The following is a 20894-nucleotide window of genomic DNA, read 5'->3' as shown; positions in this document are numbered from 1 at the left end:
TATTATTAAATAGCTTGTGGCAAGTAGATTCCTCCTTCACTTACTACCTCATCTTGTTTGTCTAATCCTGATAGGATAACGGTCTTATCTCCAGACACTCCTCCGATCACGATGCTCTTCTTAGCATACTTATTCTCTCCTACCTTCACGAATACGAATGAGTTATCTTCACCTTGTAAGACTGCTCTAGAAGGCACTAAGATTACTGGTTCTGGTTGATCGATAAAACGAACACTCACATACATACCCGGTTTTAGAATTCTCTTCTCATTATCCACTTCTATCAGTACATCTATACTTCTAGTCTCCTCATCCACGATCTCATTGATATGATAGATAGTACCCGATAGTGGAGCATCAGGATATGCTGCAAGTTCCACTTGTACTTTGTTTAGTTTAGCTAAGTGATTGATATCTTTTTCTTTCACTTTACCTACTATCCATATTTTACCTAGTGAAGCGATCTTCACTACTGGGTCAGCCTCATCGTTAATGAACTGTCCTATCACTAGGTTGTTCTCTAAGACCTCTCCAGCTATAGGAGAGCGCACTGTCAATGCCTGTCCTAGTACTAGTGAGCTAGCATCTACACTATATATCTTTAATGCTGCACGAGCGTTATCATAAGCCGCCTTAGCGATAGAGTATTCTGTCTCTGCCTCTTCGAACTCCTGTCTTACCCCAACACCGTTGTTCAGTAAGTCTTCTTGTCTTTTAAGGTTTAGAGCTGCTTGTTTAAACTCTTGTTTTGAATCGAAGTAATCCTTTTGAGCCTCAAAATAGTCAGGTGAAGACACTTCAAATAAAGGAGTATTCTCACTCACTTTTTGCCCAAGTTTGATAAATGATTTGACTATTCTCCCTGAGAAAGGAGATGCTATTTCTGCATAATGGTTGGGAATAGCTTTCACTACCCCAGCAGTAACTAGATCGAAAGTAAAGTCTTCTTCTGATACCTTACTTGTTTTTATTCTGTCTTTTAGATTTGAAGTTTCAGTTAGAGTGATAATCTTATTTTCTACTGTAAACTGAGCACTATCTGCTGCCTGCTCCTTCTTCTCAGAACAATAGCTCAATAATATGCTAACTCCTAAAATACCTGCTAGTTTTAATGTTTTAGCCATTATGTTTATTTTTAATTAATACCTTATTTATTATTTTACTAAGTTTTTATCTTAAAAACACTTTAAAGTTACTTCATAATACGGAGATTCCATATTAAATAACGAAGCATTTTATGAATTTTTATTATCCTTCTGCTGACAGATCGCATCGAGAGCGTAATTTTTGCATTCCTTTTTATATAATTTATGTTAAGTATATTCTACAATAATCATGCTACTTTAGGTTAAAAAAATGAGCTGCTATACTGAAGTAAATCAGTAACCCCGATATATCTACGATCGTAGTGATAGCTGGGCTAGCTGCTACTGCAGGGTCTCCATTAAACCTGCGAACCAACATCGGTAACAAAGCTCCTATTATCGTAGAGGTAATCACCTGTAGCGACAGGGCTAACGCGATCACTCCTCCTATGGACGCTAGGGTATAACCTGTCGGAATCTCTGTCCCCCAGTTTAGAAACACTACGATACCAAAAGCGACTAAACCAAGAAAACAAGATAACATCAGTGCTATCCTTAGCTCTTTCCACAATACCTTTAGCCATGACTTTACTGTAATCTGCCCTAGTGCCAGTGATCTGATCACTACTGTCGCAGATTGACTCCCTGCATTACCTCCTGTAGAGGCTATCATCGGCATGTATAAGGCTAGAATCATCAGCTGCATTAATGTCGCTTCATAACTGTAGATGATCATCCCTGCTCCTATCCCGATTACTGCTAGTGTCACTAGCCAAAACACTCTCTTCTTAAAATGATTGAATATACTCGTCTGATTATAATCAAACTCCTCATTCGTACCAATGATTCCCATGAAGCGTTCCATATCTTCTGTATGTTCTGCTTGTATCACATCTAGTGCCTCATCATGTGTCACTATTCCTACTAGCTGTTTCTTATCGTTTAGTATCGGCAAGGCTACTAGCTGATACTTATCTATTTTCTTCGCTACTGACTCACTGCTATCACTTAAAAAACCAAATACAAACTCTGTATGTAATTCGTCCTTAACTAATACATCAGGCTCAGCTATGATCAAATCTTTTAAAGTAATAAAGCCTACTAAAGTCTTATCCTCATTCACTACATATACATAGTATATCGTCTTTTTAGAAGGAGAGTCTTTGCGCACTTGTTGTATCGCTTCGAAGCACGTCATGTCTTTAGACACTGTAGCGAAATCTGTAATCATAATTCCACCCGCTGTATGCGCAGGATACGAACTAAGTGCTAGCACATTCTCACGTATATTCTTCGTCAGATAAGGCAGTAAGTCTACCTGCTCCTGCTGTGTCATCAGCTGAAACAGATCTGCTCTAGCGTCTGATGGCATCTCTTCGAATATCCTAGCGAATAGCTTCTTACTCACTCTCTGAAAGAATCCTAACTGCTTCACCAACGGAAACTCTGCAAAAATCTCCCCTTGCTCTGCTATTGTAAACTCATTAAACACAAGAACCAAATCATCATTAGCCACTCTACTCAGTAGCTCGCTGATGTCGATAATAGGCATCTTCTTGATCACAGGCAGCATCATCGTTATCTTCTCCATACTGTTCATATCAGTTGCTATCTTCTGTAGATTTTTTAAATCTCTGTTATGCATTCTCATAATACCTCAGTTTTTAATAGATTAATACGCTGTCAATTCCCATGTCACTTCTGATACTCCATATTCTAAAGACACTTTACTCGTGATCTGCTCTAGAATATCATCTTTCTTACCGATACATAGTATCTCAAACTTCAGGTAAGAAAAAGCAGGATTGCCATTATCTGTACTTTTTAATGAACGTAGCTGAAGGTCTTTCTGAGCACGTAGATTCTCTAACACCATTACTCTGATATGATTCTCTACTTGCTCTTTACATCCTACGATAATCTCGTAATGAACCTCAGCCGAATCTGTCTCACTCTCAAAAGAGAGTTTATTAATCATATTACCAATAGGTCTAAGCGAAATATGTGCTAATAAAATCAATACTGTCATCGCTATCGCTTCCATCCATAAGCCTACTGCACACATAGACCCTACTGAAGCCGAACACCAGATCGTAGCAGCAGTGTTCAGTCCACGGATACTGAATCCGTCTTTCATAATCACTCCAGCTCCTAAGAATCCGATACCACTTACTACATAAGAGGCTACTCTACCCACAGCCATATCTCCGATGGTATACGCCATCAACACAAAGCCTGCTGCACCGATACTCACTAGCGTATTGGTTCTTAGACCCGCACTTTTTTGTCTCACTTGTCTCTCTGCCCCGATAAGAGCTCCTAAAATAAAAGCAAGAGCTAATCTTCCTATAAATACTGTAATTAACATGATAACTATTTTTTTGCTCTTTCTGAGCTACATTGTTATCATGCATATTCAGAAAGAAGATTTAACATTTCCGTTTAACTAATGTGGATTCTGTTTCCATCTCTTATTTTTTTTGACTTGGCAAAAGTAGGTATTACCCCACCTAGAGGCTATTAGAAAGCTTTTAGAAAAAAATTAGAATCCTATTAGAATACCCACATATAGTGTTCCAAAAGCGATTAAATCATCACCCTGCTTGACATTATTTCGTTTTAAGTTCACTTGCTCCCCTAGTGATAAAAGTATGATAGGCTAGTGATAGGCTATTTTTGGTACTTATAAGCCGACCAAATGCCCATCACTAGCCGACCACATGCCGACCACCCCTATCGAAAAAGCACAAAAAAGACATTCAACAAGATCAGAACAACCTCTAATAGCTAATCATAAGAAGAAACAACACCACAAAAAAAAGCACCCCTACTAGGAGTGCTTTCTACTATTATATGGTTGTACTATAAGGTTATCGTAAACTCTGTACCTTTATTTATCTCTGAAGTGACTGTAATAGTACCTTTATGTAAGTCAATAACTTTCTTGGTCAATGAGAGTCCGATACCATTTCCGTCTAGGTGTTTTCCGTTCTCACCTCTAAAGAATGGCTTAAAGATCCCGTCTAGATCCTCAGCACTCATCCCTAATCCTTCATCTGCTATCTTGATCACTACAGCATTATTCAGATTAGAAATACTCACCCTACCGTGATGATTATCGGAGTACTTACACGCATTCTCGAGCAAGTTAATAATCGCTACTTCTAGTAAGTAAGGGTTTGCTCGTACTGTCACTAGCTCTTCGCTGTCTATCTCTTCGTCTATCATAAAGCTGAAGGTATATCCAGCATTTCCCCTCTGTATCTTCTGACAGGCATCTAATATTACCTCATCTATTCTAGTAGGCTTGAATACAATCTCGGTAGGATCATAACTCGCCTTCGCAAAGTCTAGTAAACTATTTGATAATCGTACCAATTTCTTCGCATCTGATAAAGCGTTCTCTATTGTTCTGATATAGCTAGCGGTGTCTTGTTCTTTAGAAAGTGATAACTCTAACTCTGCTATCACTGCTGCTAATGGAGTGCGTAGCTCATGTGAGATATTCGACACGAACTGCTTCTGCGAATCAAAAGACTGTTCTAGTCGGTCTAGCATCGTATTAAATGTATTTCCTAATCGACTCAGCTCATCCTGATTAGCCTCAGTACTCACTCGCAAATCTAGATTAGTAGCCGTGATATTATTAATCTCTTCATTCATTAGCTTCAATGGACGTAGAACACGCTCTGCAAAGAAGCTTCCCACAAAGAAAATAACAATCAAGGACACAATGCTCAACACGAGTATCGTCAGAAAAAGATTGTGCAGCTTCGTATATCCGTACTGATCTAGAGCGATGGCTGTGATTACATAGTCCTGACCTCCACTGTTATACACTATACCAATCACCTGCCAGTCATCTTGGAATAGGTGTACACGTCCTTGTGAAGCGATCTGATCGATCATCTCTTTAGTCTCCTTGACACTATCGATTTCTTCTGCATCGTGGTATAATAGATTAAAGTCAAAGTCATATACAGCTACCTGTACCTCATTGATGACTTCATTATTATATCTGTATATCTTATGTAGTGTAGATGACTTTACCTCTGTCTCTAGATATAGCTTAGCCTTAGTGATGGCTTCCTTCTCTAACTCTTCAAAGAACTCCACTTCCCTATTCTTAGACGATGACCAATACACTACTACAGCAAATACTAATAATATAGATGCCACTAATAAGGTAAACAATAAGGTAAGTCTAGTCTTAATTCTCATTACTCTTTAGTATAAATCCCATACCAGATTTGGTATGAATCACTTTCTTAGAAGGGTCTATTTCTATCTTTTTGCGCAGATAGTTGATATACACATCGATAAAGTTAGTTCCTGTATCGAAGTGTGTATCCCATACTTTCTCAGAAATCTCTGTTCTAGATAGTACACGCTCAGGATTCTCCATCATATACTGCAGTAGGTTAAACTCTTTAGGAGTCAGATGTATCTCTTGTCCGTTTCTCTTAAATACCTTTTCGTTTAGGTCTAATTCTAAATCTGCATATTTTAAAAGATGAGCGTCAGTAGACTGTATATGTTCGAAGCGCTTAAGCAATGCACGTATACGTACGTAAAGTTCTCTTAGCTCAAATGGCTTGACTAAATAGTCATCTGCCCCTGCATCGAATCCCTCTACCTTATCATCTGTAGTTCCTAGTGCTGTAAGCATAATGATAGGGATATGAGGTAAGGTAGCCTTTATCTCCTTACACAGATCGATACCATTGATCTTTGGTAAGATTACGTCTGTTATGATTAGTGCATACGGTTTCTGCAAGGCAAGTTTCTTCCCTAAGTATCCGTCATAAGCTACATCTACTTCAAAGTTTTGTTCCTCTAGACTGCGCTGAAGTAATTCTGCTACGCGAATATCATCTTCGATAACTAATATTTTATCCACTGTATTACTACTTAAATTATACTGTAGCAAGGTAAGGCTTTTTTAAAAAATGAGATGTAAGACTTTAATTATAAAGTTAAATAACACTGTACTAAATAGTTGCTAAATCCCACTCTACATATTGTCTACAAAGGATTAACACCAAAAAAAGTCGCTCAAAGTTCTTGCGAATATTGAGCGACAACAGAAATAATAAAACTTTACTTACTGCCTAGAAAAACTAATTCTGAAACAGCAATTTCGGTAACATAGCGCTGATTACCATCTTTATCTTCAAAGCTACGATTAACTAACTTACCTTCGACAGCAATTTCTTTTCCTTTATTAACAAACTTTTCAACAATGTCGGCTAGCTTCCCCCAGACCGTAATATTATGCCAATTACAAGATTCTACTCGCTCTCCTGCATCGTTATAATACACATCGTTTATCGCAAGTGAGAAGGTAGCACGCTTTTTATTCGATTCATACATTTTCACTTCTGGGTCTTGTCCAACCCTGCCAATTAATTGCACTTTGTTTTTTATTGAACTCATAACTGTTTTTTTTAATGGTTAATATTTTATTACATATAGCTTTGTTCAATAGAAACAATATCAAAAAAAGCCCCGTTTTTTAACACTTATTTGAATATTTAACCAAACTTCTCATTTACTTTGTTTTCTTTTATTCGTAAATTGCAAACAAAAAAATTCATTATGGAGACTACTATCAATAAAGTAGAATTAAGAAATTTATTAATTGACGATTATTTAGAGCTAAAAAAATCAATGCTCGAATCATACCAAGGGCTAGAAGATTCGTACTGGAACAAAGATGAAATCGAACAATTATTAGAAGTCTTTCCAGAAGGACAGCTTGTCGTTTTAGTAGATGGTGTTGTAGTAGGGTCAGCTTTGTCACTTATTATTGATGAAAAACAGGCAATGGCTGCTCATACCTATGAGCAGATTACAGGGTATTCTACCTTTAGCACGCATAATCCGGAAGGAAATGTACTATATGGAATAGACGTATTCATCCATCCTAAGTATAGAGGACTAAGATTAGGAAGAAGGTTATATGATGCACGTAAAGAAATGTGTGAACAGTTAAATCTGAAGTCTATCGTATTCGCAGGCCGTATCCCTAAATATTCTAAATATGCTGATGAGCTAACACCTAAGCAATATCTAGAAAAAGTAAAAACAAAAGAAATACACGATCCTGTGATGTCATTCCAGATGGCTAACGACTTCCACATGGTACGCCTAATGCGCAATTACTTAGAGGGAGACACGAGTTCTAAGGAATATGCAGTACTTCTAGAGTGGAATAATATCTACTATGAGAAAGATGTACAGCTGATCAATGCTAAAAAAAGTGTGATCAGACTAGGACTAATACAGTGGCAGATGAGACCGCTAAACGATCTACAAGAGTTCTTCGATCAGGCAGAATTCTTTATCAATGCGGTATCTGATTATGAGAGTGACTTCGCTATGTTCCCAGAGTTGTTTACAGCGCCACTTATGGCTGACTATAACCACTTATCAGAAGCAGATGCAATACGTGAATTAGCGAGATATACTGACTCTATACGCAAGAAGTTTCAGGAGTTCGCTATCTCTTATAATATCAATATCATCACAGGAAGTATGCCGTACTTAGTAGATGGTATCTTATATAACGTAGGATTCTTATGTAAGCGAGATGGTACATACGAGATGTATTCTAAGATCCATATCACTCCTAACGAAGTACACTACTGGGGTATGAGAGGAGGATCTAAGATACAGACCTTCGATACAGACTGTGGTAAGATCGGTATCATGATATGCTATGATGTGGAATTCCCAGAATTGTCTAGATTACTAGCAGATCAAGGGATGGATATCTTATTCGTTCCATTCCTTACAGATACGCAGAATGGATATACTCGTGTGAGAAACTGTGCTGCTGCTAGAGCGATCGAGAACGAATGTTATGTAGCAATAGCTGGATGTGTGGGTAACCTACCAAAGGTGAATAATATGGATATTCAGTTCGCTCAGGCAGCTGTACTTACTCCATCTGACTTTGCCTTCCCTACAAATGGGGTGAAAGCAGAAGCAACACCTAATACAGAGATGACACTTATCGTAGATGTGGATGTAGACTTACTGAAAGAACTACACGAGCACGGTAGTGTACGTATCAAAAAAGATAGACGCACGGATCTATATCAAACTAGAGCTCTGAAATAATACAATCCAATATATACTAACTAAGGGATGATCTGAATGGTCATCCCTTTTTTTATTATGCAAAAACCTAATAATCATCACATTAAAACAGGTATAAATACTAACTAAAAAATCATCTTTTAGATAAAAAATCAGAACAATATTTTTATTTTTATCTCGATTATGACGGAGGATATAGGGTATCTAAATGAAGAAGACATCATACTAAAACTAACTGTGGCAAGAATATTGTTATCCCAATAAAAAAGACTTATATGAAACAATACATTAAAGCTTTGCTCCTATTAACTCCATTAATCATCTCTTCTTGTATAAAAGACGAGGAATTAGATACGAATGCAGATATACTGGAGGCTTATATTCCTACTGAGTATCTAAAGACAGATCCTATCATCACGAATACGTCAGTAGAGTTTAGGGTAAAAGCGAATGTTGATTTAGAAAAACAAACTCCTTTCTTTATCATCTCGCCTAATGCTACTATGGATCCTCCTAATGGAACAACAAGGGACTTCAGAAATAGTCAGGAAGTCATCGTAACAGCACAAGGTCAAAGTTGGAAAAAGAAGTATATCATTAGCTTCACGAGTGATGAGCTAAGTACATTATACACCTTTAACAATGCAGAACTTACAAATAAAAACAGATACTATAGATTCTACGAAATAGGCTCTAATGGGGATAAAATATACGACTGGGATAGTGGTAATGAGGGATACTCTACTGTAGCAGGAAACACTCCTCCAGAAGGATACCCTACTACGATAGCACCTGGTAGAAGAGGTGGGCTAGCTGTAAAGATGCAGACGGTCTATACTTCTAAAACGGGACAGATAGCAGGTAACCCTATAGCTGCAGGTAACTTATTCCTAGGTACTTTTAAACTCAACCCTCTGTTTCCTATTAAATCTACCAAGTTTGGACTACCCTACACAGGTGAGCTACCTAGTAGTCTAAGAGGTTCGTTTAAATACACTGCTGGTAAGATTGTGACAGACAGCAACTATAATGAGATACCTGGTGCCAAAGACACTTTTGATATCTATGCAATCTTATTTGAGACACAAAAGAAAAATAACTTCCTAGCAGGTGATCACGCTTTTAAAGATCCTAGAAATGTAGCTATCGCTAGAATAGAAGCTAAAGATAGAATAGAGACAAACTTGTGGACGGAGTTTAATGTCCCGTTTGTGCTAGTACCTGGTAAGACCTATGATCCACAGAAAGATTATATACTCGCTATCGTGATGACATCTAGTATAGATGGAGCGGACTTTAAGGGCGCAGTAGGCAGTACACTGCTAGTAGACGAGATAGAGTTAGTTTATGAAAAAGATAATAAGGAATAAGATGGGATTACTACAGAGATATAGTATTTGTTTAATCCTATTGATAGGAATAAACACAGTGTCTTTCGCTCAAACTAAAGACACAACAGGATTTAAAGCTTTCTTTAAAGAAAATATAGAATATCAACTAAGAGGACAATTCAGCATAGGAGGAAGTACTCCACTTGGTATGCCTGCTGAGATACGAGAGATCAATAGCTATAACCCTACGCTGCAATTAGGACTAGAGTTAAACGTCACTAAATGGTTTAGCAATGACCACAAATGGGGAATCCGTACAGGGCTGCGCATGGAAGGTAGAGGTATGAAAACAGATGCTCGTGTAAAGAACTATTATACTCAGATAGATGGTGGTGATGGAAAACAAACCAAAGGGTACTTCACAGGAAACGTAAAGACTACGATGAAAAACTCTTATATAACCTTTCCTGTATTAGTAGCCTATAATGCATCTGAGAATTGGAATGCCTATGGAGGACTGTATCTATCAGGCTTAATAGACAAGGACTTTACAGGATATGTGTATGATGGAGTGTTAAGAGAAGGTACACCTATCGGTACACCTGTAGAATTCGAAGGAGATGCTAAAGGCGACTATGACTTCTCTGAGGATCTAAACAGATTTCAATATGGAGTACAAGTAGGAGGTGAATACAAGCTAAATACACATTTCCGCATATTCTCAGATCTAAACTGGGGACTGAATGGTGTCTTCAAAAAAGACTTTGATGCTATCTCTTTTAAAATGTATAATATTTACTTAAATCTCGGTTTTGGATATACGTTCTAACGTTAAAAAAACATTAAACTATGAAGGTCAATCGTATAGATTGACCTTTATTATTTAAAAACCATTTGAAACATTCTCACAGTGTTTTTCATTTTCTCAATGAATAGGCAAACTTTAAGAGTACAAAAAACCGAATCACTTACAATAATATCAAAACAAGAAGTTGTCCTCATATCTTTAACGTATTTAAAGGAAACGACTATTAGAGTGATAATCCTTATCTTTGTATGTTCGTTTGTTATTTGACAGTTAATTAAACATTAAGTTATCATTAAATAGCAAGCAATAATTTTATATAACATAAATAATACAATACTTATGAGAATAAACTACTTATTATTCGCCCTATTAACAACCATAGGGATCACGTTCTCTTCTTGTATAAAAGATGAGGCAGACACAATGGAATCAGACATTACTTCTGCAACAATTGAAGATGCAAATAAGTTCTTACTTACTACTCCAACAATTACTAATAATAATGTGTTCTTTAGACTTCTTCCTGACGTAGACGAAAGAGAGTTTGCACCGCTATTTAAATTATCGGACGGAGCAACTATCACTCCTGAAAATGGGTCAAAACAAAACTTCTCTAAAGGTCCAGTACAGTACGTTATTACATCACAAGATGGTAAATGGAAAAAAGCATACAATGTAAGTTTCTTGACAAATACGTTTATTACACATTATGATTTTGAGAATGTACACACAGAAGTGACTGAAGGGCCAGAAGGACAATACCACGAATTCTTCGAGGTACTTCCTGATGGTATGACAAAATACGACTGGGCTAGTGGTAACCAAGGCTATAATATGCTAGCAGAAACATTACTAGAAGACGATCAAGAGCTATCGCCAGCAGTATACCCGACTTTCTCTATTAATGATGGATACAAAGGTAAAGGAGTAAAAATGGTAACTAGAAGTACTGGACCTCTTGGTAGTATGATGGGGTCTCCTATCGCAGCAGGGAACTTATACTTAGGTACTTTTAATTTTACATTCCCAGCTATTAAATCTACAAGATTTGGTATTCCTTATAGTACAGGAATTAATATGCCTAAAACATTAAAAGGATACTATAAATATAAAGCTGGAAAAGACTTTACAATCACAAGCAAAGAAGGATCTGCACTAACTAAAGATGCATGGGATGCATATGCTATTATCTTTGAAAAAGGAGATAATCCTAAAAAAGAATTCTTAGCAGGTGACCACAAATTCTTAGATCCTAGGATGGTTGCTATCGCAAGATTAGACGATAAGAACAGAGTTGAAACTGATGAATGGACAAAATTTGAAATCCCATTCCAAATGGTAGAGGGGAAAACTTTTGATCCGAAGGCTAACTATATGATTGCTATCGTATTCTCTGCAAGTGTGGAAGGAGATATCTTCAATGGAGCTGTTGGTAGTACTCTACAAATTGATGAAGTTGAATTAGACTTCGATAAGTAATATTAGTACAATACATAATTAAGAGACAATGAAAAAAATAATATATACGTTAATATTCTCATTAGGAATACTGACTACTACTTCTGCACAAAATCAAGAAGAATCAAAAGCATCAGACAAAAATTCTTTTGAAAAGTTCTTTACAGAAAATATGGATTACCAGATAAGAGCACATTTTAGTATCGGTGGTTCTTCTCCTCTAGGTCTTCCAAGAGAAATACGAAAAATCAATAGTTACAACCCAGGATTACAGTTAGGATTAGAAGCTAATGCTACGAAATGGTTAACTGATGACAAACAGTGGGGAGTTCGTTTAGGTCTGCGCTTTGAAGGAAAAGGAATGACAACGAAGGCAAATGTAAAAGGTTACTTAACAGAGATTATACAAGACAACTCTAAAGTAAGAGGTTACTTCACTGGAGATGTAAAAACGAAGGTGAGAAACACTTATCTAACCGTACCTGTAAATGTGGTGTATTCTATCAATGATAACTGGAATATCTATGGAGGGCTATATTTCTCAGCTTTAATAGACAAAACATTTGATGGATATGTATCGAATGGTCATCTAAGACAAACTGACCCTAATGGTATTAAATTAACTTTCGAGGATGATAGCAGTGCTCCTTATGACTTCTCTGATGAAGTACGTAAATTCCAATGGGGTACTCAAGTAGGTGCTGAATGGAAGATGAATAATCACTTCTTTTTACTAGGAGAGTTATCTTATGGATTTAATGGAGTATTAAATAGCGATTTTGACGCTATATCATTCTCTATGCACAATATATACTTAAACTTAGGGTTTGGATACCAATTCTAATTGAAGTGTCTTAAAACACAAATAAAAAGGCTTGTAGAGTTTTCTACAAGCCTTTTCTTATTTCAATAGAATAGATTATTCTGACTATTTTACTAATACTTCTTTAGCTACTTTATCTGTACCGTCTATTTCTTCTGTAATCTCTAAACCTAATATCTTAGCGATAACAGGATATACATCGATGTTCTCAAATGTTCCTATTGTCTTCCCTGATTGAAACTGTGGACCTTTAGCTAAGAAAATAGCATGCATCTCCTTAACAGAGTTTGGGTCAAAACCATGACTTCCTGCTAATTTTCTGTTAGTGAAATAGTATGGAGCTTCCGCTGTTACCACGATATCCCCTATTCTACCAAAGCGATCATGCTCTTTGCTAAAATGAAACTCTTTAGGTAGATCTTCTGTTTTATACACTTTCATGTGTTTAGGGTTACTCGCTTTTTTAATCTTCTTATAGTACTTGTCTATCTGAGTCTTATCATTGATAAAAGCACTTATATAAGTACCATTACTCGCTAGTTTCATCTCATCTCCTTTTAACTTTAAAGGAAAGCTCAATAGCGTTTCTTGGTCAAGTGCTAGCATTCCGTGATCAGAGACAATCACATAGTTCACAGGTAAGTTTAACTTATCTACTGCTGCTACAAGTTTCTCTATAGATTGGTCAGCATAGTGAACTGCTTCTTTTGTCTCTTCTGCATCTGGTCCGAATCCATGACCTGCATGATCTACTTCTGGTAAATAGAAGGTAATGAAGTGAGGTCTTTTCTCTTCTGGTAATGTCAACCAATTCACTACTTCATTAATACGTCCATCCATATCAAACTTCTCAGAGTAAGCATAGTAATATGATGGTAAAGTCCCTTTAATAGGTGCTTCAGATCCAGGCCAATAGTAACATGCACTCAACATTCCTTGTTGCTCTGCTAATACCCATAATGGTGTACCTCCATACCAAGCAGGGTCGTGTACAGCTTTAGCATTTCTAAGAGAATATCTCTCCTCTATCTTTGGATCATACATATTATTACCAACTAAACCATGGTGTGAAGGATATAGTCCTGTCGCTATCGTATAATGGTTAGGGAAAGTAACTGATGGATAAGATGGTTGCATAGACTCTGCTCTCACACCTTCTTTTCCAAACTTCTCTAAAAACTTCGTTCCAAACTTCTCGATATAATCGTAACGGAAACCATCAATAGAGATCAAGATAACATAAGGTTTATCTACTTGTTTACTATCGTTAACTCGATTTTCTACTACGATTTGTTTTTGTACTTCTTGAGCAGAAACAGTGCTAGACATTGTCAAACACAACCCGAAAGTTAATAAGGGGAATAGTATTTTCTTCATGTTGTTTTGTTTTTCTTGACCAAATATCCGTAGATAAATTTATCCTTACAAAGTAAATTCCTATTTTTATAACTATTTTAAAAATTACACCACTTAATATGAAACATATAAGCATACTCGGTAGTGGATGGTTAGGCACACCATTGGCCGAAAATTTAATAGAAAAAGGATATCACGTCAAGGGCTCGACTACTACTCTAGCTAAAATGAATATCTTAGAGGAACATCAGATCAAACCTTACCACATTAATCTATATGAAGATAATGTTCAGTTTTTAGATTCATTCATTGGCAATGCTGAACTTCTTATCATTACTATCCCTCCTATTAGAGATGAGCCTCAACCAACGTATGCTGAGAACTTTAAAAAGTTACTTCCTTATATTCGTAAACACAATATCAAGAATGTTATCATGATGAGTTCTGTATCTGTATATGCTCCACAAAACGAAGAGATCACAGAAGACAATCAACTATTCTCAAATGAACCTACAGCAGTACAGATTAGAGAAGCTGAAGATGTACTATTAAATGAAGATGGAATCAACACTTGTATCTTACGCTTAGGTGGATTATTCAGTGAAGAAAGAAGACCAGTAGACTACATCGTTCGAAGAAATATATTAGAGAACCCTGAGTTGCCTATTAATATGATTCATCTTAATGATATTATCACGCTATCTACTGCCATTATAGAAAAAGGATTCACAGGTAACCATATCTACAATATCGTATCGCCTAAGTATAAAAACAGGTTAGATTATTACACACAAGAGGCGACTAAACACAGTCTAACTTTACCTCCTATAGGAGAGAATAATAGCGCTTTTTACAAGAAAATCAGTGGAAATAAAATCGCTATGGCTACTGATTTATCGTATAAATTTTAGATAAAAAAAAAGCAATTATTCAAATATATGTTCTAGATTTTTCTAGTTAATCAATAGAAATGTATCATTAATTCTATTGTTATAAAAATAATTTACCATCATTTTTTTTAGTATCTTGTATGCTACAAGAAAGTCTTCTATTATGAAAAAGATATTATTTCCAACTGATTATTCAGAGACTGCAAACAATGCTTTTAAATATGCACTGCAGTTAGCTAACTATAGAGAGGCTGAGCTCTATGTATTACATGTCTATGATCCTCCTATTATATCGGGTGGTATCAGTCCACATCTAGTGGAAAATGTTATTAAGAAAAACGATTTTGAGAAACTGGAACAATTACATGCGAATAGCCCTGCACTTATCGAAACAAGACGTGAGCTAAACTTAGAACATGTACCTGTATTCTTTAAAGTAAAAGAGGGATTACTAATCCCTGAAATACTGAATGCTATTGAAGAAAATCACATTGACTTTCTAGTAATGGGTACTGATGGAGCGAATGCTAGTTTTCACAAAAAACTATTAGGATCTAATACTATCAATACAATTACAAAGGTAGATATACCTGTATTAAGTATTCCTAAAGAAGCTCATTTTAGAGATCTAAATAATATCATCTTTACTTCTCGCTTTGAACAAGAAGAGGAAGCTACGCTTGATGACCTTATTAAAGGTGTTGAAGCCAATAAAGCACATTTAAAAATAGTTCATGTTAAATCAAAAGGGTGTGTCTCATGCGAAGAGATATATAATAAATGGAAAGAGAAGTATAAAGATGCTCCTGTCAGCTTCCATATATTCAATGCAGAAAATATAGAGAAGACACTACTTGACTTTATAGAACATGAACCTGTAGATCTAGTAGCAACGATTAAAAGAAACAAAACTTTTATAGAGAATATCTTATCTAAGAGCGTTACACAGCACTTAGCTAAACGCTTAAAAGTTCCTTTCTTTGTGTATAAATCTAAGAAGTAAATCGCTTTAAAAGTAAAGAGGTTAGCCAATGGCTAACCTCTTTACTTTTATACTTACTCTTTATTTTCTTCTTCTATGTTTATCTTTTCGGGATAAGTCTCTTCTCCTAATAAATACCCCCAAGGTCTTAAACTATCTACGCGATCACATATAATCTTCATTATTGCTAAAGTAGGTATGGCTAATAACATACCTGATATTCCCCATGCCATCTCTCCTAAAATAAGTCCTACTATCACGGCCAAAGAATTGACTTTAACTTTAGAACCAACTATTTTAGGCATCACAATATTACCATCAATAGCATGGATAACAACAAAGACTATTAACACAAATAACACCTTGGCTCCAGAAGCTGACGCAAATGTCACTAAAATAGTAATAACTAAAGCGATTAGAATACCGATATAAGGTAATACATTCAATACTCCCGTAATCAATGCTAGCATAAACGAATACTTAATATCTAGTATTAAAAACGCTATAAATGCTAATGTAGTAACGATCATCATCTGTAACATCAACCCTACTAAATACTTCTTCACCATATTCTGAATCGCATGTATCGTATCTAACACTTTATCCTTGTGATCACTGTGAAATAACATTAATACAAAGCGTACCAAATGTCCCCTATAGATCAATAGGAATACTGAATATAAGAACGTGAATACAAGAAACATTAATAAAGTAGACAAAGAACTCATAGCGGCTCCTAATATATCTGTACCTGTCTTTAGTGAATTAGATGCAGCTGATTCTAAGTAATTCATTTGATTCTCCTTCGCAATACCAAACTTACTATACACCCATTCTTGGATATTAGAGACTCCTTCTAACAACTGCTGTTGGAATGCTGGCCAATCATCTTGTAAGTGTGTTAATTGCATTCCTATCAGCAATAGAACACTACTCAAAATAAGCAAAGCTAAGACTACAACTACTATAGAAGCAATACCACGAGAAAATCTAAATTTCTTCTCTAAAAACTCACTAAAAGGAACTAATAAAGAAGCTACCAATACACCTAAAAACATAGGTACAAATATGTTCTCAAGTAAAATAGCGATATAACTAAATACAACCAAGCTAAGTAAAACACAGGTTATCTTTAGATACAAAGGGAATTGGACAAACTTATTCATGTACATTTTTTATATAAAAATAAACAATTACAGACTTAATCAACATATATACATTCAGAAATAAAGAAGCTTAAATAAAAAAAGAGCTCTTAGAGCTCTTCTATTTAATTTTTATATTGTCATTTCAGGAATATCTCCCTCAATGATTAAAGTAACCTCAGTAGCCTTTATAATGTCTTCTACAGATACTCCTGGTGCTCTTTCTAATAGCTTAATACCTTGATCTGTTACTTCCATAACAGCTAACTCTGTAACTATCTTTTTAACACACTTCACACCTGTTAAGGGTAATGTACATTCTTTTAATATCTTAGACTCTCCAGCCTTATTCACATGCATCATCGCCACAATGATATTCTCTGCAGAAGCTACTAAATCCATAGCTCCTCCCATACCTTTTACCATCTTCCCAGGAATCTTCCAGTTCGCAATGTCTCCTTGCTCTGATACTTCCATAGCTCCTAGAATAGTTAAATCTACATGTTGTCCACGTATCATCCCAAAGCTAGTTGCCGAATCAAAAAAAGACGCCCCTGGTAAACTCGTAATCGTTTGTTTACCTGCATTAATTAAATCCGGGTCCTCCTCACCTTCATATGGAAAAGGCCCCATACCTAATATACCGTTCTCACTCTGAAACTCAACATTCATACCTTCAGGCACATAGTTTGCCACTAATGTTGGTATACCTATTCCTAAATTTACATAGAAGCCATCTTTAACTTCTTTTGCTATACGTTTTGCAATTCCTACTTTATCTAACATAACTTAAGTTTAAAAGGTGATTAATTCTTTGAACGAACTGTGCGTTGCTCAATTCTCTTCTCATACTGTTCTCCTTGAAAAATACGCTTAACGAATATCCCAGGTACATGTATTTCATTCGGATCTAATTGTCCTGCAGGAACTAATTCTTCCACTTCTGCTACAGTTATCTTAGCAGCTCCAGCCATACAAGCATTAAAATTACGCGCTGTTCCTTTAAAAACTAAATTACCTGCCTCATCACCTTTCCATGCTTTTACGATGGCAAAATCAGCGTCAAAGGCTAATTCTAATATATGTGGTTTACCTTTAAACTCTCTTACCTCTTTACCCTCTGCTACCTCAGTACCATACCCTGCTGGAGTATAAAAACCAGGGATCCCCATCTGAGCAGCTCTACACTTCTCTGCTAAGGTACCCTGTGGAGTAAGCTCTACTTCTAACTCTCCAGATAACATCTGGCGTTCAAACTCAGCATTCTCTCCTACATAAGAAGAGATCATCTTCTTTATCTGACGCTTCTGTAATAACAATCCTAAGCCGAAATTATCTACACCTGCATTATTAGAAATGCACGTTAGACCACTTACGTTCTTCTTTACCAATTCGGCTATGCTATTCTCAGGAATACCACAAAGGCCAAATCCTCCTAACATGATAGTCATGTCATTCTGTATATCTGCTAAAGCTTCTTGAACATTAGCTACCTTTTTATTGATCATAATATTTGGTTTAGTAATATGTTCCTAAAATACAAAAAAAAACGCCTTTAAAAAAAGGCGTTTCTATTATTAAAAATCAAATTCTTCTGTATCTAAAGCTCCTTCAGAAACATCATCCGTTTCTGGTTGAACAATTTTCGTACAATCTACTCGTATAGATAGGTGTTCTGGTACAGGGAAGCCTGACTTAGCTACCTCTAAACTCTTATCAGCATAACACTTATTCATGAATATACCCCAAATAGGTAATGCTAATGTTGCTCCTTGTCCATAAGTCATCGTTCTAAAGTGAGCTGCTCTATCATCGTTACCAACCCATACTCCTGTTGCTAAATTTGGTACCATACCGATAAACCAACCATCACTATTGTTCTGACTCGTTCCTGTTTTACCTGCAATAGGGTTAGTAAACTTATAAGGGTGACCTGTTACACGTTTATAACCTGCACCTTGCCAAGTAGTACGTAATCTTACCCCTGATCCTGACTCAGTAACCCCTTCTAACAACTTAATGATAGCATAAGCTACATCCTTACTCACTACATCCTTTGTCTCAGGTATAGCATTGAATAAAATAACTCCATTCTTATCAGCTATGCGTGTAATAAAAATAGGCTTCACATAGATACCTTGATTCGCAAATGTACTATAAGCTGCCACCATATCACTAACAGTAATATCAACAGCTCCTAATGCAATCGCTGGACTTTGTGGAATATCTCCTGAGATACCTAAATCTCTACACATATTCACAACAGCCTTAGGCCCTACTTTATCCATCAACTTAGCTGTTATAGTATTTACCGACCCAGCTAAAGCTTGTTTCAAGGTCATAATACCTCTATATGAACGGTTTGAGTTCTGAGGACTCCAGTCTCTAGAGATACCATATCTACCTTTAGGCATAGTGAATGGTGAATCTATAATAGAGTCACATGGAGAATAATGCAATTGCTCTATAGCAGTAGCATATACAAATGGTTTAAATGTAGAACCTACTTGTCTCGCTCCTTGTCCTACGTGATCATACTGGAAGTGTTTGTAATTTATACCTCCTACCCATGCTTTAATATGTCCTGTCTGAGGCTCCATTGCCATCATACCCGCTTGTAAGAAATGTTTATAATAACGGATAGAGTCCTTTGGAGTCATAACAGTATCTCTTTCTCCTTTCCAAGAGAAGATTCTCATCTCTGTTTTCACATCAAATGATTTGATGATATCACTTTCAGATTTACCTTGCTCCTTCATCTGTCTCCAACGCTCAGAAGTCTTCATTGCTCTCATCATAATATTATCAACCTCTTGTTGGTTAATTTTATAAAATGGAGCCATCTTATTATTCTTCTGATCTATAAAAAACTCTTCTTGTAAGTTAGCAATATGTGCTTCTACAGCTTCTTCACCATACTTTTGCATACGCGAATCTATAGATACATATATCTTTAATCCATCGCGATAAATATCATAAGTAGTACCGTCTTTTTTAGGATTCTCTTTTACCCAACGGCGCATATAATCACGTAAATACTCACGGAAATAAGTAGCGATACCTTCTCTATGACTTTCTGGAGTAAAGTTTAATGCCAGTGGTAACTCTTGTAGTTTTACACTTTCTTCTTTTGAAATAAAGCCATTACGAGCCATCTGGTGCAACACTACATTACGTCTTTTATGTACTAACTCAGGTCTACGAACAGGATTAAAATAAGCAGGATTTTGTAACATTCCTACGAACATAGCAGCCTCATCTATAGTAAGATCTTTAGGCTCTTTACCCATATAGATACGAGTAGCAGAGCGAATACCTACTGCATTATTAACAAAATCAGCTTTATTTAAATACATCGTAAGAATCTCTTCTTTTGTATACTGTCTTTCTAGTTTCACAGCGATAACCCATTCTTTTGCCTTTTGAGTAATACGCTTAGGCAAACTTCTTGACCCTTCTCCGTGAAACAATAATTTAGCTAACTGCTGTGTGATGGTACTAGCTCCACCACTACTTCCCACAGAAGTAATTGCTCTAAGTGTACCACGAGCATCTATACCAGAATGCTCTTTAAAGCGCTCATCTTCTGTGGCTATTAATGCATTAACTAAATACTCTGGTAAATCTTCATACTTAACAGGTACACGATTTTCTAAATAAAATTTACCTATCGTTTTACCGTCTGAAGAGATAATCTCAGTCGCTACATTGCTAGCAGGGTTCTCTAACTCATCGAAGGTTGGCATCGGCCCAAAAACTCCCCATGATGCGCATAAGAAAAAGAAAATAACTGCGGCAACCATTCCTAAGAATAGAATCCAAAACGCTTTTAAATAACCTCGCAAACTCTTTGGTTGCTTCTTATCCCCTCTTTTGTTTTTACTTGAACTCATAAAGTCTATAATACTTATA

At 36.2% G+C, this 20894-nt stretch carries 18 protein-coding genes; 7 read left to right on the top strand and 11 right to left on the bottom strand.

Annotation, left to right across the window (positions count from 1 at the left end; translation table 11 throughout):
• Nucleotides 1-5 precede the first annotated feature (5 nt).
• From BK054_RS05940 to BK054_RS05915, 6 genes are all read right to left on the bottom strand, one after another.
• Nucleotides 6-1124, bottom strand: a complete 1119-nt coding sequence (locus BK054_RS05940; protein ID WP_006257808.1) for an efflux RND transporter periplasmic adaptor subunit — start codon at nucleotides 1122-1124, stop codon at nucleotides 6-8.
• A gap of 214 nt (nucleotides 1125-1338) precedes the next feature.
• Nucleotides 1339-2736, bottom strand: coding sequence for a magnesium transporter (gene mgtE, locus BK054_RS05935; RefSeq protein ID WP_071307064.1), 1398 nt, complete (start codon nucleotides 2734-2736; stop codon nucleotides 1339-1341).
• A 21-nt stretch (nucleotides 2737-2757) separates the two neighbouring features.
• The gene (locus BK054_RS05930; protein WP_006257810.1) at nucleotides 2758-3453 is read right to left on the bottom strand and encodes an MgtC/SapB family protein; all 696 of its coding nucleotides are present in this window, start codon (nucleotides 3451-3453) and stop codon (nucleotides 2758-2760) included.
• A gap of 494 nt (nucleotides 3454-3947) precedes the next feature.
• Nucleotides 3948-5306, bottom strand: a complete 1359-nt coding sequence (locus BK054_RS05925; RefSeq protein ID WP_071307063.1) for a sensor histidine kinase — start codon at nucleotides 5304-5306, stop codon at nucleotides 3948-3950.
• The gene (locus BK054_RS05920; RefSeq protein WP_071307062.1) at nucleotides 5296-6015 is read right to left on the bottom strand and encodes a response regulator transcription factor; all 720 of its coding nucleotides are present in this window, start codon (nucleotides 6013-6015) and stop codon (nucleotides 5296-5298) included. Before BK054_RS05920 ends, BK054_RS05925 begins: the two co-directional genes overlap by 11 nt.
• Before the next feature lie 170 nt (nucleotides 6016-6185).
• Nucleotides 6186-6521 (bottom strand): single-stranded DNA-binding protein, encoded by a 336-nt coding sequence (locus tag BK054_RS05915; RefSeq protein ID WP_006262518.1) that lies wholly within the window; start codon nucleotides 6519-6521, stop codon nucleotides 6186-6188.
• Between the two features lie 162 nt (nucleotides 6522-6683).
• Between BK054_RS05915 and BK054_RS05910 the strand changes: the two genes are divergently transcribed.
• The 5 genes from BK054_RS05910 (at nucleotide 6684) to BK054_RS05890 (ending at nucleotide 12630) form a co-directional block, all read left to right on the top strand.
• Nucleotides 6684-8210 carry a bifunctional GNAT family N-acetyltransferase/carbon-nitrogen hydrolase family protein gene (locus BK054_RS05910; protein WP_071307061.1) on the top strand — a complete coding sequence of 509 codons (1527 nt, stop codon included), beginning with the start codon at nucleotides 6684-6686 and terminating at the stop codon, nucleotides 8208-8210.
• A 254-nt stretch (nucleotides 8211-8464) separates the two neighbouring features.
• A complete protein-coding gene (locus BK054_RS05905; protein ID WP_071307060.1) occupies nucleotides 8465-9559 on the top strand; it encodes a PCMD domain-containing protein in 1095 nt (364 codons plus the stop codon).
• Between the two features lies 1 nt (nucleotide 9560).
• Nucleotides 9561-10349, top strand: coding sequence for a porin family protein (locus tag BK054_RS05900; protein ID WP_071307059.1), 789 nt, complete (start codon nucleotides 9561-9563; stop codon nucleotides 10347-10349).
• A 318-nt stretch (nucleotides 10350-10667) separates the two neighbouring features.
• Entirely contained in the window at nucleotides 10668-11807 is a 1140-nt protein-coding gene (locus tag BK054_RS05895; protein WP_006257817.1) for a PCMD domain-containing protein, read from the top strand.
• 28 nt (nucleotides 11808-11835) lie between these two features.
• Nucleotides 11836-12630, top strand: coding sequence for a porin family protein (locus BK054_RS05890; RefSeq protein WP_006257818.1), 795 nt, complete (start codon nucleotides 11836-11838; stop codon nucleotides 12628-12630).
• 84 nt (nucleotides 12631-12714) lie between these two features.
• Here BK054_RS05890 and BK054_RS05885 read toward each other — a convergent pair whose 3' ends face one another.
• Complete coding sequence (locus tag BK054_RS05885) at nucleotides 12715-13986, bottom strand: ectonucleotide pyrophosphatase/phosphodiesterase (protein ID WP_006257819.1); 1272 nt, start codon at nucleotides 13984-13986, stop codon at nucleotides 12715-12717.
• A gap of 98 nt (nucleotides 13987-14084) precedes the next feature.
• Between BK054_RS05885 and BK054_RS05880 the strand changes: the two genes are divergently transcribed.
• Together BK054_RS05880 and BK054_RS05875 are read left to right on the top strand one after the other, a co-directional pair.
• Nucleotides 14085-14876 (top strand): NAD-dependent epimerase/dehydratase family protein, encoded by a 792-nt coding sequence (locus tag BK054_RS05880; RefSeq protein ID WP_006266070.1) that lies wholly within the window; start codon nucleotides 14085-14087, stop codon nucleotides 14874-14876.
• A 142-nt stretch (nucleotides 14877-15018) separates the two neighbouring features.
• Nucleotides 15019-15858 (top strand): universal stress protein, encoded by an 840-nt coding sequence (locus BK054_RS05875; protein WP_006257821.1) that lies wholly within the window; start codon nucleotides 15019-15021, stop codon nucleotides 15856-15858.
• A gap of 53 nt (nucleotides 15859-15911) precedes the next feature.
• Here BK054_RS05875 and BK054_RS05870 read toward each other — a convergent pair whose 3' ends face one another.
• From BK054_RS05870 to BK054_RS05855, 4 genes are all read right to left on the bottom strand, one after another.
• Complete coding sequence (locus BK054_RS05870) at nucleotides 15912-17003, bottom strand: AI-2E family transporter (protein ID WP_071307058.1); 1092 nt, start codon at nucleotides 17001-17003, stop codon at nucleotides 15912-15914.
• Nucleotides 17004-17114: 111 nt separating this feature from the next.
• Complete coding sequence (locus tag BK054_RS05865) at nucleotides 17115-17768, bottom strand: CoA transferase subunit B (protein ID WP_006257823.1); 654 nt, start codon at nucleotides 17766-17768, stop codon at nucleotides 17115-17117.
• A gap of 20 nt (nucleotides 17769-17788) precedes the next feature.
• Entirely contained in the window at nucleotides 17789-18490 is a 702-nt protein-coding gene (locus BK054_RS05860; protein ID WP_006257824.1) for a CoA transferase subunit A, read from the bottom strand.
• 69 nt (nucleotides 18491-18559) lie between these two features.
• Entirely contained in the window at nucleotides 18560-20875 is a 2316-nt protein-coding gene (locus BK054_RS05855) for a transglycosylase domain-containing protein (protein ID WP_006257825.1), read from the bottom strand.
• Between the last annotated feature and the right edge of the window lie 19 nt (nucleotides 20876-20894).

The organism is Myroides sp. ZB35 (assembly GCF_001865835.1).
Classification (GTDB): Bacteria; Bacteroidota; Bacteroidia; order Flavobacteriales; family Flavobacteriaceae; genus Flavobacterium; species Flavobacterium odoratimimum.
The sequence above is the reverse complement of the archived record's forward strand: the minus strand, read 5'-3'. Positions and strand labels throughout refer to the sequence as shown.